The organism is Acinetobacter soli (genome assembly GCF_000760595.1).
In the GTDB taxonomy this organism is placed as follows: Bacteria; Pseudomonadota; Gammaproteobacteria; order Pseudomonadales; family Moraxellaceae; genus Acinetobacter; species Acinetobacter soli.
Map to the genome: position 1 here is coordinate 114,848 of NZ_BBNM01000007.1, position 15,443 is coordinate 130,290.

The following is a 15,443-nucleotide window of genomic DNA, read 5'->3' on the forward strand; positions in this document are numbered from 1 at the left end:
TCATCGCTATTATAGACTTGTGATATCAGTTGTAAATGAGTAAAATACTGACCTTCACTTGTCATCTAGTGCAATCGTGCGTTAGATGTTATCCATAATCTAGAGGATTTTACATGCCACAAGTTAAGTTGAAAGAAGGCGAGCCAGTTGACGTAGCAATCCGTCGTTTCAAGCGTTCATGCGAGAAAGCGGGTGTTTTGGCTGACGTTCGTAAGCGCGAGTTCTACGAAAAACCGACTCAAGAACGTAAACGCAAAAAAGCTGCTGCTGTTAAACGCTACCAAAAGAAATTGGCGCGTGAATCTGTTCGCACTACTCGCCTTTACTAATTAATTTGTGATTGACTGCCTAAAAAGATGACGACGATGACTTTAAAAGACCAGATTACTGACGTATTAAAAACTTCAATGCGTGCCAAAGAAATGGCAACAGTAATGGTGATTCGTGGTCTTCAGGCAGCAATTAAGCAAATCGAAGTCGATGAGCGCAAAGAGCTTGACGACGCGCAAGTTCTTGCGGTCATTGAAAAGCAAATTAAACAGCGTAAAGAATCGATCAAAGCCTTTGAAGGCGCTGGTCGTGATGATTTAGCTAGTAAAGAGCAAGCCGAGATTGAGGTTATTTCTCAATTTCTACCAGAAGCTATGACTGAGGAAGCGCTTGACTCTCTCATTGAGCAAACGATTGCTGCTCAAGGTGCTACTAGCATGAAAGATATGGGTAAGGTGATGAATTCTCTACGTCCGATCATAGCCGGGCGTGCCGATCCTGCACAAGTCTCTTCCAAAATCAAAGCCAAATTGAGTTAATAGAAAAACTTAATTAAACGTACACTCAATATTGTAGGCTTTTACCAGTTGCATCTCCTTCGATGCCAATACTTGTTGAATCAAATCCTGTTTGGTCAAACGAGCATAAGATAGCGGTAAATCTCCACGATACTTCTCTGTAACTGCGTACATATGATCAATGTACTGATCGATCATGCCACAATACTGTGCTTTTTGCGCATCGTTAAATCCAGTTTGTTTCGGATTGAGTGATCGCAGGAAAGTTTTCATTTGTTCACTGTACTGCTTGGATATTTTATCTACCGCATTTAAATAGCGTTCAGGCATTGCAGCATGCCCCTGCTGCATCACCACACAAAAAACCACAACGAGTATCTGATTCAATTTCATTATTTTCAATTATTTCATTCATCTTCGGTTTAATTTTTAAAAGTATAAAAGATTTAGAGAGCTGTTACTTACTCATGATGCTTTTTAACATTTATTTTTAAATGTTTAAAGCATGGTCAGCCTGCATTTCTTTTAAACGTTGATGAATCCGCGCAGATAAAGCAGCATTAGTTGTCGCCAAACGCTGAGCATGCAGCATCGATTTAATTGCGTTTTCTTCATTGCCTGACCAAAACTGTACTTCAGCCCGATACCGCAAAGCATTGATTTGATTGACTGAAGTCTGTGGCTGAAGTGCTGCGGCTTGCTGCATCAGGCGCCATGCCTCGATATCTCTCGGATTTTGATTAATAAACTTTTGTACCAGTTGTTGCGCCTGCGATGGTTTACTTTGTTGAATATAAACAGTTGCAAGCTTATAACTCAATGCACGATTTTCTGGCATCACCTTCTGTGCTGCATTGATAACAGCGTAAGCCTGCTCATACTTATGTTGATCCAAATACACATCGGTTTGAATTAGAGCAAACAAAGTATGCTGCTTGAGCGAATCTGGAAGGCTATCGAGGACATTTTGCGTAGCCTGACTATCACCCCGATTTAAATAAAACGCAGCAAGCCCAAACTTCGCTTCATTGTTGCCTTGTTTTACGATTGTTTTAAGTTGCTCTTCCGTCGCTTGATTCGAAACGGCCGCTGTGTACCATTTTAATATTTGAAAATTCGGATCATATAAACTATGCGTCACTTTAGGCAATTGATTCGCTCTTAATCGTGCCTCGCTCATTCGCTCGGTGGTGAGTGGATGAGTCATCCAGAAATCGGGTAAAAACCCAATCCCAACACTAGAGCGCTGCATGGTTTCAAAAAAATCGGCCATACTTTGCGGATTATAACCAGCAGCATACATATATTGCATGCCAATTCGGTCTGCTTCACGCTCTTGATTACGGCTATAGGTCAGTTGTTTATCAATGAGAGCTGCTTGCGTTCCCAACATCAGTGCAGAGCCTGCTTCACCATTCGATTTAGTCGCCAGTGCCGCCCCCACCAATATGCCTGCAAGCGCCAGTAATCCTTGCCCCTTAAATGCTTCTTGAGAACGGCTATAATGCCGCTGCGTAACGTGTGCCACTTCATGCGCCATCACACCAGCGACTTCATCAATATTTTGCGCATTGGCAATGAGGCCAGTATTGAGTGCAAATAGGCCACCGGGCACAGCAAAGGCGTTAATTTGAGGGCTTTTCAGTATCACTAAACCGACGGGCTGGCTCATTTGAGTTTGCCCTAAAATTCGGAAAAAAATCTGGGCATATTGATCTTGCAACCATGGATCATGCATAACAGGTAATTGTTTCTGAATTTCCCGATATACTTTTTCACCAATCTGTTTTTCTTTTTGTTGATCGATCAAACCCACGCCGCTTGAAATCTCAGGCACATCAAAATGCACGCTATGATCAGCAAAATTAAAATCGGAATGTGCCGATGCTAGGGTGGCAACCGCAGTGACTCCCAGAATCATGATGCTACGTTTCAACTTCACACTCAGGCCGAACGAATTTTTAGTACTATAGCATCCACAACATTCGTAAAGTGCTACAAAGTGTTAGAAGAGTTTAATCATGATTCTTTTACAGTGAAGCCGTTATTGCTTTAAAAATTATTTAAATTCCGGATTGACCAGATAGGCTGGTGTCTGATCATCTAGTGCTGTCTGTAAATTTTTAAACGCAAGCTCTGCCATTTTATAGCGTGTTTGCGCAGTCGCCGAACCAATATGTGGTAATGTCACCACATTGTTTAGTTCAAACAACTCTGAAGATTGTAAAGGCTCTTTTTGATAGACATCCAAACCTGCTGCAAAAATCTGTTGCTGCTTTAAGGTGTCAATCAGCGCAGCCTCATCAATCACCGAACCACGAGAAATATTCACCAGCACAGCATGAGACTGCATCTGAGCCAGCTCATTTTTACCAATTAATGCTTCAGATTCCGTATTGAGATCTACTGCCACCACCACAAAATCAGACGATTGTAGCAGTGTATTTAAATCACAATACGTTGCATTTAGTGGTTGGGCAAGCGCCAACTTTTCACGGCGGTTATGATAAAGAATATTCATATTAAAGCCGTACAGGCCACGGCGCGCAATAGCAGCGCCAATATTACCCAGTCCAATAATACCCAGTGTTTTTCCGTAAATATCCTGACCAAACTGTGCTGGAGCAATAGTACGCTTCCATTCACCTGATTTGGTCCATCGATCTAAATGCGGCACCTGACGCGCTGCACTCATTAACAAGGTAAATGCCAGATCGGCTGTGGTTTCGGTCAATACATGTGGTGTATGTGCCAACCAGATCTGACGTTGATTGAGATAATCCACATCATAGTTGTCATAACCGACACTTACCGTTGAGATAATTTTTAAGTGCTTGGCTGGCGCCAGATTTGATTCGTTGAGTAATCGTCCCGCTCCAATCATGCCATGCGCGTCGACAACTTCTTCACGAATTTGAGTATTGATATCGCCCTGCTTAGGATCTAAAACCCAAACGTCATAGAGTTCTTGTAATTTTGCTAATATTTTTGAGTCGATCTGGCTAAATACCACTACCTTTTTTTTCATTTCTTTCCCTTTACGATGACTGCATTAATGTCCACAAACGTTTTTTGAGTATCGGCTTTTCCAACATCTCACTTAAGCTGGCCAGATACATACAATCTGTATGTGTTAAAAACTTCAGCTTACCCAAGCATAACACTTTTTTATCGATTGCTATGGCATCTAAAAACCCTTGAACATAGGCCTGCACCCCACGTGAATCTCTAAAATCTAAACGCGGAAATGGCCAGCTCAGTTCAGCATATTCACCTGGCATAGCAGCTTGAATATTTGACCAAAGCTGACTTTCAGCCTCGGTTAATCCAGTTGCATCAATCACTAACACTTTGTCCTGAAAGCAATATGCTTCAAGCTGAAACGCATCACATTCGACCAGTGCTTCAAGCTCGAGCAGTACTTTAGGCTGTTGAGGCACAGTATTTTGTGCTGTAATTTCAACATGAACCGGTTGTTCCTGAACCGGCTCCAATACAGGTAAAGATTTTGTTTCAGGAATATTGACAGCAACATCTACATACTTAGGTACGGCCAGTTGTTGCTCGGGCATTTGATCACGCCATATGGACGCCGCTGTATTTTTTTGAGCAACGTGATGACGTGGTATCCATACATCCACACCCATTGCTGCTAAAATATTCCGCTGCTGACCGACCATTCGCTTCTATCTATACATTCATTTCAACGCGCATTTTAACGTGTCTCGGCCCGCTTTGCAGCCTTTTCTCTTGCCTGTTTTGATACATAGCATTTAGATAATCATGAGGCTATTTTTCTTCTGCATTTCATCCACAATATTGGCAGACTCAAATCCAAAGCGCCAATACAATAACTCTAGAACATCCATTTCATCTTGGGTAATAATACGATCATTCCAGAGACACATCTCAGCCACACCTAAAATACTCAGACGATCACGCAACAAAAGCCCTGCGATGTCATTTAAGATTTCTGCTAGGTCAATCGGCTCATCGGATATTTCGGAAAAGAGCTGCATATCCTCAAACGTTAAAATACTTTGCAAGATACGCTCGCGCACTTCAAGCTGATTAGGACTATTGATTTGCTGCACATGCAGTAAAGCATCGATCAAACGCACAATCTGCGGTTTGACATCTTCTAATGCAGAAGGCGTATGATTAGGCATCAGGTTCAATTCATACTTTACCCGCTCAAGCAACAACGCATCGAGCAATCCAATTTCACCATCCTCTTGAATAATTAGAGCCAAACGGGTCAGAAACTGACGTGCAATACTCGCCGGCATATTACCAATGTTACGACATGCCTCATGAAAAATTTGCACATGCACACGACCATCTAAATGGAGCAGCGCATCTACAATGGCCTGACTGACCGCAGCATCTTGCGGAATAAATTCGCGATACTGCCGGATCATTAAAATCGCCACCATAACCTCACGCGAGCCTGTTGCAGTTTGGAGTGCTCGCTGTAGTAGCTCAGGTCTTGGCATACCTTGACGAATTTCAGGATTTAACGGCTTGATGGCATCATTTAAAGAAAAGCTGATCGGCGATAGCCGCAGCAGCGGTAAAGGCTGTGGTGATGTCCAAGTAATGTGAAATTCATCATGTTCGTCTTCAAGTGGCATGAACAAACTAAACAGTGCTTGGTTACGTAGTTTTTTTAAATTCTCAAGTTGTGAATCTTGTAAAATTGAAGGATTAAGCCGATGGATACGATCTTCAATACTCGGGTGGATATTCATCCAGCTTTGTGGACTGAGTGAATTGGCAAAACACATATGTGCAATGGCTTCAGAATACACACTATGAATTTGCGACCCTGCGTGGTGTACGTAAATTCGTAGTAGTGTTTGCAAATTGGCGTGGCTATCCATCAATTGCAAGGTTTTCAGATCATTTCGAAAGGTACGGCGGCTCAGGGTGAGATATTTAATAAAACGAGTAATTAAAATCCCCATACTGCCAGTGAGCCAAATGACGCCACCAATGGCCACCAAAATGGTTTCAAATCTATGTCGTTTATTTTTCTGATAGGGCTTAAAACCCAATTTGGCAATTTTACTACCCCACTGGCTAAAAGTGGTTAGACCACTATAGAGAATTTTTAACTTGGTATTTTCAACAGCCTCACCGGAAAGAATTTGATTAAACTCATGCGCCAACAAACCATATAATTCAAGCTCGTCCAGATTTTGCAAGGCGCCCCAAGTTAATATAATGACAATATCTTTTGAATGAAAACCCGCAGTCAGGGCATTTACCCCTACCTCATCGGGCAGTACATATAGTACAGGAGGTTCAAGAGCAAACTTTTTGGCCAGCTGATCGGAAATTTTTAAAGCGGAACTCTCTTCAGGCGTACTTTTAAGCAATACCAAGCGGCGCCCATTGAGCTGTTTGGCCAGTGAATGTCCGCCTTCACGAAACACATAAAACTCATAAGCGGCTGAGCCACCAATAATGAAAAACAGTAAAATGAGTAAATAAGGACTTAAAACATGCCAGACAATTGACTGGGTATAATCAAAAAAATGAACCGCAAGCCCAAGCGTAACATTGAGAATAAAGATGGTTAGCAGCATGGCAAGAAAACACATACTGATCGACCACATGATATTTTTATTTTCTATCAGATAGTGACGAACTTCTCTCAACTTGAAACAACCTTACTGCGCTTGTTTTGCCTCATCATAAAATAAAAAAGCGGGAAAAACCCGCTTTTTTATCAAGGAAACTTAGTGCTCGTGAATTCCTGTTAAATCCACTGAAGCCGCATCGATATTCACATCAATATAGCCATCGGATTTCTTTTTCGCAGTGTCATTACGCTTTTGTTCAAGGTTTTCTAGATAAGTATGGTCAATACCACCTGTCACATACACCCCATCAAATACCGAGCAATCAAACTCACGTAAATCTGGTACTTTTGTGGTACGTACTGCACTCTTAAGATCATCTAAATCTTGGAAAATCAAACGATCGGCACCAATGATTTCTTGAATTTCTTCAACACTACGCTGAGAGGCAATCAGCTCAGTTTTTGCCGGCATGTCAATACCATAGACATTTGGATATTTGACCATAGGCGCAGCTGAAGCGAAATACACTTTTTTTGCACCTGAATCACGCGCCATCTGGATGATTTCATTACACGTGGTACCACGTACAATCGAGTCATCAACCAACAAGACGTTTTTGCCTTTAAACTCAAGCTCGACCGGGTTGAGTTTCTGACGTACTGATTTTTTACGCTGCTGTTGCCCCGGCATAATAAAGGTACGACCGATATAACGGTTTTTCATGAAACCTTCGCGGAACTTCACACCCAGCATATTGGCCAGTTCGAGCGCAGAAGTACGGCTTGTATCTGGAATTGGAATGACCACATCAATTCCATGATCCTCACCCCATTCTTTTAGAATTTTGCTGGCAAGCTTCTCGCCCATTTTCAAACGCGCTTTATAAACCGAAATGCCATCGATAATCGCATCTGGACGCGCAAAATAGACGTATTCAAAAATACATGGACGATGCTGTGGATCAGCCGCGCACTGCTTGGTGAACATTTCGCCTTGATCGTTAATGAAAATCGCCTCACCTGGCTGAATATCACGTTCAATTTTAAAGCCAAGTGCTGTAATCGCAACAGATTCAGACGCAATGATGTACTCAAGCCCTTTTTCTGTTTCACGCGAGCCATAAATCAGCGGACGGATACCGTTTGGATCACGAAAGCCCACCAGACCGTGTCCTGTGATCATTGCAACAACGCCGTAGGCACCTTTACAGCGCTCATGAACACGGGAAACCGCATGAAAGACATCTTCTGCTGTTGGCGATAACTTGCCGCTTTTTTGCAATTCGTGCGCAAAAACATTCAGTAATACTTCAGAATCAGAATCGGTGTTCATATGACGCAAGTCTGTTTTAAACAAATCGTCATGAATATCCGCAGCATTGGTCAGGTTACCATTGTGTGCCAGCGTGATTCCGTAAGGTGAGTTCACATAAAATGGCTGTGCTTCTGCACTACTTGAAGAACCAGCTGTTGGGTAACGTACATGCCCGATGCCATAGTTCCCGATCAGTGCACGCATGTGACGGGTATGAAAAACGTCACGCACCATACCGTTGTCTTTACGCAAAAATAAACGACCATCATGACAAGTCACTATCCCAGCTGCATCTTGTCCCCGATGTTGCAACATCGTTAATGCATCAAACAACATTTGGTTAACTGGCGATTTACCGGCTATACCAACTACTCCACACATAGCAACCTCGCAGACAAGCTAGGATTAATAAAAAGGATTTTTCGTTGAATGGTCAGAATGGTCTTTATCGACTCGATCTAGTTCTGCCACTTCATTTGAAGGTCGATGAAATAAACGACCTTCCGATGTCACTTCACGTATCGCTTCATTGGCTACATCTTTCGACAGCTCTGTTGCCAAAGGCACATACGGCAATAAGGTTTGAATGACTTTAGACTGTTTCCAATGTGGAGAGGTTTCGACCCACGGACCTACACCTTGCATGGTAATCAAAACGATCATGAGGCCTTTTAACGTACCAAAAGCACCGCCTGCCATCCGGTTGATCGGTCCCAATTTCATGCTCTTGAGTAATGTATCCAGTAGTGCAGTGACTAGCCAGGTCAAAACAATAATAACCAGCACAATGAAAGCGAACGCCGCGATTTTCTGAACCACGGGGTCATGGCTTAACATCATCATGCTCGGTGCAAGGAGATTGGCATATTTTGCCGCGACAATCAGCGCAAATATCCAGCCAATCAAGTTCGCAAAGGCTTTAATAAATCCTTGTCGCAAACCGTTAAGCCCTCCAATGAGCAGAAATATCAGAATGATGATATCAAGCGTATTCATCGTTTAAGTTAAGGCACTCACACATTGTTTAACTAATTCAGGTCCTGTATAGATGAGGCCGCTATAGATTTGTACAAGGGTGGCACCTGCTTCTTTTTTTGCTACAGCATGTTCACCTTGCGTAATTCCACCCACACCAATCAAAGGAATCTGTCCATTGAGCACCTCTGCAAATTGACGCAGACAAGCAGTACTCTTTTCAAAAACAGGTGCACCCGATAGACCACCCGCTTCATTTCCAAATGCAAGATTTTCAACGCCATCACGTGATAATGTGGTATTCGTGACAATCAGACCGTCAATTTTAAAGGTGATTAATTGTGCGGCTATAAAGTCGATATCTTCACGGCTTAAATCTGGCGCGACCTTAAGTACCAATGGCACATAATGATGATACTGCTCTGCAAGCTCAAGCTGACGTTGTTTTAATGTATCTAACAGTTCAGTCAGTGCATCGCCACTTTGCAGACTACGTAAATTTTTGGTGTTTGGAGAAGAAATATTGACTGTAATGTAGGACGCGTAATTATAAACTTTTTCTAAACAAATCAAATAGTCATCGACTGCATTTTCAACAGGTGTATCGGCATTTTTTCCGATATTAATCCCTAAAATGCCTTTGAATTTTGAAGCCTTCACATTTTCGACGAGCTGATCGACACCGTCATTATTGAAACCCATGCGATTGATAATGGCTTTGGCTTCAGGAATACGAAACAAGCGCGGCTGCGGATTACCTGCTTGCGGGCGAGGCGTGATCGTCCCGATTTCGATAAATCCAAACCCAAGTGCCGCAAGCGCATCAATATAAGCACCATTTTTATCGAGCCCGGCAGCTAAGCCCACTGGATTTGGGAACTCAATCCCCATGCAGGTGACTGGTTTTGCGTCAATTTTCTGACGAATGAATCCCATTTTATGGGCAGACTTTAAAAGCGATAGCGTTAAGTCATGTGCACGCTCGGGTGCCATAGAAAACAACAAAGGGCGAGCAAGCGAATATAACATAAGCAGTCAAAGTCTATAGCTTTTTGAGGTGCGTCTATTATAGGCACAGGCGCCACAAAACGCTATGCTTGCAGGGGCTTTATTTTAGCAGGTTAATGCACTGTCGCCGTTAATTTAATCTGATTATTTACGGAAACTAACTCCATCTTTTCAATACTTAAGCCCGTTTGAGTTAACTGCATTAAAAAATTCGCCAATACTGCATAACTTTGATGTTGCGCAACGATTTGTAACGTTTCCCCTACTTGCTGTGCCGAAACACTCACCCCCTGCTGCTGAGAAACGCGTTGCACTTTTTCCGTAAGACTCAATTGCGTATCGGTCGAGGGTTTAAGTGATGCTGCATTGGTCTGCATCCAGACCATTTGGTCTTTGAGCACATTCAAACGTTGCTGTTGTCCATCTGCAAGGTGATGCATCATCCAGAGTGACCAACCAATCGCAACAATTGCAACAAAAAGGCTGGTGAAGATCACCAGATAGCGTTCTCGCACCGACATTCGTTCGAGTGCCTGCTGTACGGTTTCCATTTTTTGCTCAAAAGCACTTTGCAACTGATTCATGATTTTCATTATTGTATTTTTACCATTCCCAATGAGCCCGCACCATTGGCCTGTACTTGCCCTAACTCTGCCTTGAAACCTTGCTGATTAAGCTGCTTGGTCAGATTTTGTAAATCATCTGACGAATTTGCCTTAAGCTGCATCGTCAACACATTGGCCTCATAATTCACTTGTTGAGCAGAAATCTGGCGTTGCATCAGAATCGGGCCAACCCGACTTAACAAGTTTAATGCATTGGTATCGCCAGCCTGATTCAGGCGAAGCTGACTTTCAAATAAACTTTTTATATTTTGCTCAGTGATTCGGCCATTATCGCCAAACCATTCTTTGTACTGGGCAATTGACTGCTCTGCGGTTTGGTTCGCCACTTTTTTAAGTTGTACCCAACGAAGCAAATCATAACTAAACTGCACCAATATTACCGCCGCCAATATTACTGCACATACTTTCCAGTATGACGAGACTGTGACGGTACTTTTTGGTTTAGGCAGCACATTCAGCGGATGCTGTTTGGCTTTTAAAACTGGCTGAAACTGATATTCAAATACTTCATGCTCAGCTTCAGGAGTCGAGGTAAGAAGTGCATCAAACTGTGCTTCGCTCAGATTGGCATACTTATAGTGTGCAACCAAAGGTGTCAAGCTTACAAATAACCCCACATCTTCAATACTTGCGCCAGCAAATTCATGCGTTCTGGCTAATGTATGCTGATGTACGTTTGCAAGTATGATTTGATCGGGCTGAGGTACAGGTAACAATAAAAAGTCTGGTAAAAGTGCAATCAGCTTTATAGGCAACAAACTTAAAGATTGCTGCCAAAGTTGCAATGATGATAAAGCAACCCCCATGACAGTGAGCGAATCTGGTGCCTTGAAATGATGCACAATCTGCATTTGATCGATAGGTAAAGTCACATACTCTTCGAGCAAATAGCGTATGCCATCTGGACCCAATTGCTTTACATGCTGTTTTGAGATTTTCTGCTGTATAAGCTGAATGTTTCGGCTCGAAAAATACACGACTGCTTCTTGCCCCTGAAAAGGCTGAAGCTCATGTATAAGCTGTTCAAGATTGCTTGCCGATTGCCAATCATTACCTATTGACCACAACCATGCCCCGTCCGCTTCTGGCATCCATATATACAGCATAAATTTTTTACTACCGTTTAATTTTCTTTATATCGTAGGTACAAAGCTTTTTTCTTGCGATGACAATCCATTGGCAATCACAGTTTGATGATAAAGACGCGCTTCTGCAAGCGCAAAAGGATTAAAATGCTCGTGAGTCAGTTGCTCTGCAATATGTCCCACAACATTCATATGACACACCACCACAATCGACTCAAAAGGTAATTGTGCCAGCCATTCAATTGCATCTTTGGCATCATCTTCAGGCTTGATTTTATCACATATCAAAACTGGCACATTTGGAAAAATCTGCTGTATATGCTGTAGTGTTTCTTGCGCACGAAGTAGAGGACTCACCACAAAAATCTCAGGATTAACCTGCTCTTTAAGAAACTGGGCAGTTTGTTTGGCCTGTGCATGCCCCAGTGCCGTAAGTGGTCGTGTCATATCATTTCCGTCAAGCGCTGGAGATGCTTCTCCATGACGAACTAAAGTAAGTTGCATAACAATTCCTTAAAAATTATCGCGTTATTATATCGGCTGTTTGTTACATTTATTCTTCAAACTTGATGATGCGGTAATACAAACTCAACATCACTGCGGTGTCCGTTTTTCATGAGGGCCAAAGCAATATTTAAAGGTGGCGCACCTTCAAAAATCACTTCATATAATGCATTGGTAATCGGCATATAAACATCTAACTCCTGTGCACGAGTACGCACTTGCACGATGGTATTGATGCCCTCCGCGGTTTGTCCTAGAGCCTTAACGGCTTCATCTAAGGTTTTACCTGAACCTAAAGCATAACCAATCTGATAATTACGGCTCAGCGGGCTATTACAGGTCGCAAACAGATCGCCCACACCAGAAAGCCCTAAAAAGGTCAATGGATTAGCTCCCAGCTTCACGGCAAAGCGACTCATTTCAGCCAGTGCACGGGTAATAATCATACTTTTGGTGTTTTCACCAATATTATGCGCGACCGCCATACCCATAGCGATTGCATAAATATTTTTGAGCGCCCCACCAAGCTCTACGCCGTGTACATCGTCACTTCCAAACACACGAAACAGAGCACTATGCAATGCATGCTGAACCGCATAACGAACCAGTTCGGAGTCGCTTGCAATAACAGTACCAGACGGCATGCCGGCGACAATTTCTTTGGCAAGATTTGGACCAGATAACACACCATAAGGGACTTCGGGTAACTCGTTTCGAATAATTTCGCTCATAAAGCTAAATGAATTGGCTTCAATGCCTTTAGTGAGTGAAATTACAGCCTGCGCGCTAATAAAGGGTGAAATCTGCTTGATGACTTCGCGAAAAGAATGGCTTGGAATAGCCACCAAAATAATATCGCGATCACGCACCGCAAGCTCAAGATCAGAAACTGCTTTTAATCCCGCCTCTAAGTTAAAGTCTGGTAAGTATCGCTGGTTAATGTGTGTATGATTGATTTCATCTGCCATGCTCTGATCACGAATCCAGATCATGGTGTCACAGCCATTACGGGTGGCCAGATTGGCCATTGCCGTACCAAAACTTCCCCCACCCAAAACGGTTACACGCAGCGCGGTTTTCTGATCCACTGCAACGGGCTCTACGAGATCAGTAAATTTCAAATCGGTCATGCTTAATCCTGTTTTTTATTTTTAGCGAGTCGGCCACTGGGTCACGTAATCTTCAATTTTCACCTCAGCGCGCGGTGAAATAGATTTGGCAGCTGTTCCGACGTAAATAATACCAGAGATTAAGTCACGCGCTTCAAGACCTAAATGCTGTTTTAACCAGATTGATTCAATCACTGCACCAGTGCGCCACATTGTCGAGAAACCTTGTGCCTGTAGTGACAACAAAAAGTTTTGAATGGCAGCACCCGTACTTAAAGTTTGTTCAAATAAAGGGACTTTAGGATGATCTTGATAGTGCGTTGCTGCAATCACCAGCAATGGCGCACGAAATGGATGCTGCTTCACACGATCTAACTGATTTGGATCGGTTTCACCAAGATCTTGTAATGCCTGTACTAACGCTTCGCCAAATGCAGCACGCTGCTCTGTATCAATCACAAAAAAACGTGTCGGTTTTAATCGATGATGATCAGGTGCGGTCAATGCAGCTTGAAAAGCTTGATTTAACTGTTGTGCTGAAGGTGCAGGCTCAGTTAGCTGTCCAATCGATTGACGTTGATGAATTACATGATGAATTTGGCTGGCGTCTAACTCTGTCATTTATATTAAATCTAAATCATAAAACTCAAGTTAGAGTAGCACATTCGTAATGTATTGCTCTATGTTCAACTTGGGCTTTTCACAAGATTTCTATTGTCATTTCATCCAAGATGCATAACCGCATCAAAACCTATACAACACCTAAAACGTAAGCTGCAAAAAAAATGTTCAAATACAGAAGTGTCTTAAAAATCGAGTAATGAGAAAATGAACTACAAAATATTAAGTACTTTGCTGGCAGGTGGTATTTTGGTGCTGTCTGGTTGCGCCACCACCCCATCTGCAACAAATGCCATCATGCTGGCAAATAATCAATACGAAGTCACCGGAATTGGCAAATCTAATTTAATTGCAAAAAATAATGCGGTGGCTGCTGCAAATAAAACCTGTGTGCGTAGCACACCAGTGATTGTAGATGAAAAAACCGAATACAATGGCGTGTTAAAAGGTGTCGTCGACGAGCAAACCGGTAAAATAGTGGAAGCCGCTGCTGGCGTGATTGGTACACTAGCAGGCAAAAATGCATCTCTCGCTAAAGATGATGACTATCAGACCACGCTTAAATTTTACTGTAAGTCCAATTAAGCACTCCAAAAACAAAAAAGATCCCACTTTAGGGATCTTTTTTAGCTCAGCCTCTTAAGCTTAGCAATAACCTTCAATTCGAGTCAGCGGTAATTTCTTTCCAATCGCTTTTTCGATTTCTGGCAAATAAAACGCATCGTCTTCTGAAAGAAAACTAATACTTACACCTTGCGTTCCCGCACGACCTGTACGACCAATCCGGTGCACATAGTCATCAGACTGCTCTGGCAAAGTAAAGTTGACCACATGTGATACACCATCCACATGAATCCCGCGACCAGCAACATCGGTTGCAATCATGATGTTGTTTTTACCCTGCTTGAACTGTTCGAGCATTTTAAGACGCTTATCTTGAGCAATTTCACCCGACAACATTCCCACTTTGTAGCCATCCTTTTTAAGATGATCATACAAGCGGCGTACCTGATCACGGCGATTGGCAAAAATCATGACTTTATCAATCGGCTCTTCGCGCAAAATATCTTGCAAAAGACGATATTTGTCCTGTTTTGCAACCACATAAACACGCTGTTCAACATCGTTATTGGTTTTTTGCTCAGGTTCAATTTCTACTGTAACCGGCTCATGCAACCACTGACGCGCCAAATTTAGAACATCATAACTAAATGTTGCCGAGAACATGAGGGTTTGACGTTGTTCTTTACGTGGCGAAAAACGCACAATACGTTTTACAGATGGAATGAATCCCATGTCCAGTAAGCGATCGGCTTCATCAATCACCAGAAATTCGATTTGATCCAACCAAACTTCTTTTTGCTCGACAAAATCAATCAAACGACCGGGGGTCGCCACCAGAATATCCAGAACTTTTTCGTTGAGGGGTTTCTTTTGTTTGTCGAAATCGACACCACCCACCAAAGTGAGTAAATTTAACCCTGTGAAGCGAGTCAACTCTTTTGCATCACTTTCGATTTGCAAAGCCAGTTCACGCGTTGGTGCAAGAATCAGTGCACGTGGTTCACCACGGTAGCGCTGTTCTTTAATGGGGTTATTCAACAAATCATTGATTACACTGATCAGAAAGGCAGCGGTTTTACCCGTTCCCGTTTGCGCTCGACCAATTGCGTCATGCCCTGCCAATGTATATTTTAAAACCTTTTGCTGAATTGGGGTCATTTGTGTAAACCCTAATGCATCAATCGCTTTTTTCAGTTGCGGATGTAAATTCAAGGTTTCAAAACCAGATACCATAAACTCGTGCTCTAACGTTAATCACTCT

At 42.6% G+C, this 15,443-nt stretch carries 17 protein-coding genes; 3 read left to right on the top strand and 14 right to left on the bottom strand.

Annotated features, from left to right (window positions below; all coding sequences use genetic code 11):
- Positions 1-113 precede the first annotated feature (113 nt).
- Positions 114-329 carry a 30S ribosomal protein S21 gene (gene rpsU / locus Aso01_RS10090; protein ID WP_001136722.1) on the top strand — a complete coding sequence of 72 codons (216 nt, stop codon included), beginning with the start codon at positions 114-116 and terminating at the stop codon, positions 327-329.
- Positions 330-365: 36 nt separating this feature from the next.
- Positions 366-809 carry a GatB/YqeY domain-containing protein gene (locus Aso01_RS10095; RefSeq protein WP_025094844.1) on the top strand — a complete coding sequence of 148 codons (444 nt, stop codon included), beginning with the start codon at positions 366-368 and terminating at the stop codon, positions 807-809.
- Positions 810-818: 9 nt separating this feature from the next.
- Here Aso01_RS10095 and Aso01_RS10100 read toward each other — a convergent pair whose 3' ends face one another.
- The 13 genes from Aso01_RS10100 to Aso01_RS10160 all read right to left on the bottom strand — a co-directional run bounded on the left by Aso01_RS10100 (position 819) and on the right by Aso01_RS10160 (position 13,618).
- Positions 819-1,181, bottom strand: a complete 363-nt coding sequence (locus tag Aso01_RS10100) for a hypothetical protein (RefSeq protein ID WP_004936674.1) — start codon at positions 1,179-1,181, stop codon at positions 819-821.
- Positions 1,182-1,278: 97 nt separating this feature from the next.
- A complete protein-coding gene (locus Aso01_RS10105; protein ID WP_004936673.1) occupies positions 1,279-2,709 on the bottom strand; it encodes a M48 family metalloprotease in 1,431 nt (476 codons plus the stop codon).
- A 138-nt stretch (positions 2,710-2,847) separates the two neighbouring features.
- Positions 2,848-3,816 (bottom strand): 2-hydroxyacid dehydrogenase, encoded by a 969-nt coding sequence (locus tag Aso01_RS10110; RefSeq protein ID WP_004936669.1) that lies wholly within the window; start codon positions 3,814-3,816, stop codon positions 2,848-2,850.
- A 10-nt stretch (positions 3,817-3,826) separates the two neighbouring features.
- Positions 3,827-4,468 carry a hypothetical protein gene (locus Aso01_RS10115; RefSeq protein ID WP_004936666.1) on the bottom strand — a complete coding sequence of 214 codons (642 nt, stop codon included), beginning with the start codon at positions 4,466-4,468 and terminating at the stop codon, positions 3,827-3,829.
- A gap of 93 nt (positions 4,469-4,561) precedes the next feature.
- A complete protein-coding gene (locus Aso01_RS10120; RefSeq protein ID WP_025094839.1) occupies positions 4,562-6,451 on the bottom strand; it encodes a M48 family metallopeptidase in 1,890 nt (629 codons plus the stop codon).
- Between the two features lie 81 nt (positions 6,452-6,532).
- Positions 6,533-8,071 carry an amidophosphoribosyltransferase gene (purF, locus tag Aso01_RS10125; protein ID WP_004936661.1) on the bottom strand — a complete coding sequence of 513 codons (1,539 nt, stop codon included), beginning with the start codon at positions 8,069-8,071 and terminating at the stop codon, positions 6,533-6,535.
- Positions 8,072-8,095: 24 nt separating this feature from the next.
- The gene (locus Aso01_RS10130) at positions 8,096-8,686 is read right to left on the bottom strand and encodes a CvpA family protein (RefSeq protein ID WP_004936658.1); all 591 of its coding nucleotides are present in this window, start codon (positions 8,684-8,686) and stop codon (positions 8,096-8,098) included.
- A 3-nt stretch (positions 8,687-8,689) separates the two neighbouring features.
- Positions 8,690-9,694 (bottom strand): quinone-dependent dihydroorotate dehydrogenase, encoded by a 1,005-nt coding sequence (locus tag Aso01_RS10135; protein WP_004936654.1) that lies wholly within the window; start codon positions 9,692-9,694, stop codon positions 8,690-8,692.
- Between the two features lie 92 nt (positions 9,695-9,786).
- Entirely contained in the window at positions 9,787-10,266 is a 480-nt protein-coding gene (locus Aso01_RS10140; protein ID WP_004936651.1) for a type II secretion system protein GspM, read from the bottom strand.
- Positions 10,266-11,405, bottom strand: coding sequence for a type II secretion system protein GspL (gene gspL / locus Aso01_RS10145; RefSeq protein WP_004936649.1), 1,140 nt, complete (start codon positions 11,403-11,405; stop codon positions 10,266-10,268). Before gspL ends, Aso01_RS10140 begins: the two co-directional genes overlap by 1 nt.
- A gap of 27 nt (positions 11,406-11,432) precedes the next feature.
- On the bottom strand, positions 11,433-11,888 hold the full coding sequence (sixA, locus tag Aso01_RS10150; RefSeq protein ID WP_004936646.1) for a phosphohistidine phosphatase SixA: 456 nt from the start codon (positions 11,886-11,888) through the stop codon (positions 11,433-11,435).
- Between the two features lie 56 nt (positions 11,889-11,944).
- A complete protein-coding gene (locus Aso01_RS10155; protein ID WP_004936643.1) occupies positions 11,945-13,018 on the bottom strand; it encodes an NAD(P)H-dependent glycerol-3-phosphate dehydrogenase in 1,074 nt (357 codons plus the stop codon).
- Between the two features lie 21 nt (positions 13,019-13,039).
- On the bottom strand, positions 13,040-13,618 hold the full coding sequence (locus tag Aso01_RS10160; protein WP_004936641.1) for a nitroreductase family protein: 579 nt from the start codon (positions 13,616-13,618) through the stop codon (positions 13,040-13,042).
- Positions 13,619-13,825: 207 nt separating this feature from the next.
- Between Aso01_RS10160 and Aso01_RS10165 the strand changes: the two genes are divergently transcribed.
- Complete coding sequence (locus Aso01_RS10165; RefSeq protein ID WP_004936637.1) at positions 13,826-14,203, top strand: hypothetical protein; 378 nt, start codon at positions 13,826-13,828, stop codon at positions 14,201-14,203.
- 60 nt (positions 14,204-14,263) lie between these two features.
- Here Aso01_RS10165 and rhlB read toward each other — a convergent pair whose 3' ends face one another.
- Positions 14,264-15,415 carry an ATP-dependent RNA helicase RhlB gene (gene rhlB, locus Aso01_RS10170; RefSeq protein ID WP_004936633.1) on the bottom strand — a complete coding sequence of 384 codons (1,152 nt, stop codon included), beginning with the start codon at positions 15,413-15,415 and terminating at the stop codon, positions 14,264-14,266.
- Between the last annotated feature and the right edge of the window lie 28 nt (positions 15,416-15,443).

Bases quoted from the DNA above. Each gene is read 5' to 3' on its own strand.
- Aso01_RS10140 (WP_004936651.1), bottom strand. From the start codon at position 10,266: ATGAAAATCATGAATCAGTTGCAAAGTGCTTTTGAGCAAAAAATGGAA.
- Aso01_RS10100 (WP_004936674.1), bottom strand. From the start codon at position 1,181: ATGAAATTGAATCAGATACTCGTTGTGGTTTTTTGTGTGGTGATGCAG.
- Aso01_RS10110 (WP_004936669.1), bottom strand. From the start codon at position 3,816: ATGAAAAAAAAGGTAGTGGTATTTAGCCAGATCGACTCAAAAATATTA.
- rpsU (WP_001136722.1), top strand. From the start codon at position 114: ATGCCACAAGTTAAGTTGAAAGAAGGCGAGCCAGTTGACGTAGCAATC.
- sixA (WP_004936646.1), bottom strand. From the start codon at position 11,888: ATGCAACTTACTTTAGTTCGTCATGGAGAAGCATCTCCAGCGCTTGAC.
- Aso01_RS10165 (WP_004936637.1), top strand. From the start codon at position 13,826: ATGAACTACAAAATATTAAGTACTTTGCTGGCAGGTGGTATTTTGGTG.
- rhlB (WP_004936633.1), bottom strand. From the start codon at position 15,415: ATGGTATCTGGTTTTGAAACCTTGAATTTACATCCGCAACTGAAAAAA.
- Aso01_RS10130 (WP_004936658.1), bottom strand. From the start codon at position 8,686: ATGAATACGCTTGATATCATCATTCTGATATTTCTGCTCATTGGAGGG.
- gspL (WP_004936649.1), bottom strand. From the start codon at position 11,405: ATGCTGTATATATGGATGCCAGAAGCGGACGGGGCATGGTTGTGGTCA.
- Aso01_RS10160 (WP_004936641.1), bottom strand. From the start codon at position 13,618: ATGACAGAGTTAGACGCCAGCCAAATTCATCATGTAATTCATCAACGT.
- Aso01_RS10135 (WP_004936654.1), bottom strand. From the start codon at position 9,694: ATGTTATATTCGCTTGCTCGCCCTTTGTTGTTTTCTATGGCACCCGAG.
- Aso01_RS10155 (WP_004936643.1), bottom strand. From the start codon at position 13,018: ATGACCGATTTGAAATTTACTGATCTCGTAGAGCCCGTTGCAGTGGAT.
- Aso01_RS10095 (WP_025094844.1), top strand. From the start codon at position 366: ATGACTTTAAAAGACCAGATTACTGACGTATTAAAAACTTCAATGCGT.
- Aso01_RS10105 (WP_004936673.1), bottom strand. From the start codon at position 2,709: ATGATTCTGGGAGTCACTGCGGTTGCCACCCTAGCATCGGCACATTCC.
- Aso01_RS10115 (WP_004936666.1), bottom strand. From the start codon at position 4,468: ATGGTCGGTCAGCAGCGGAATATTTTAGCAGCAATGGGTGTGGATGTA.
- purF (WP_004936661.1), bottom strand. From the start codon at position 8,071: ATGTGTGGAGTAGTTGGTATAGCCGGTAAATCGCCAGTTAACCAAATG.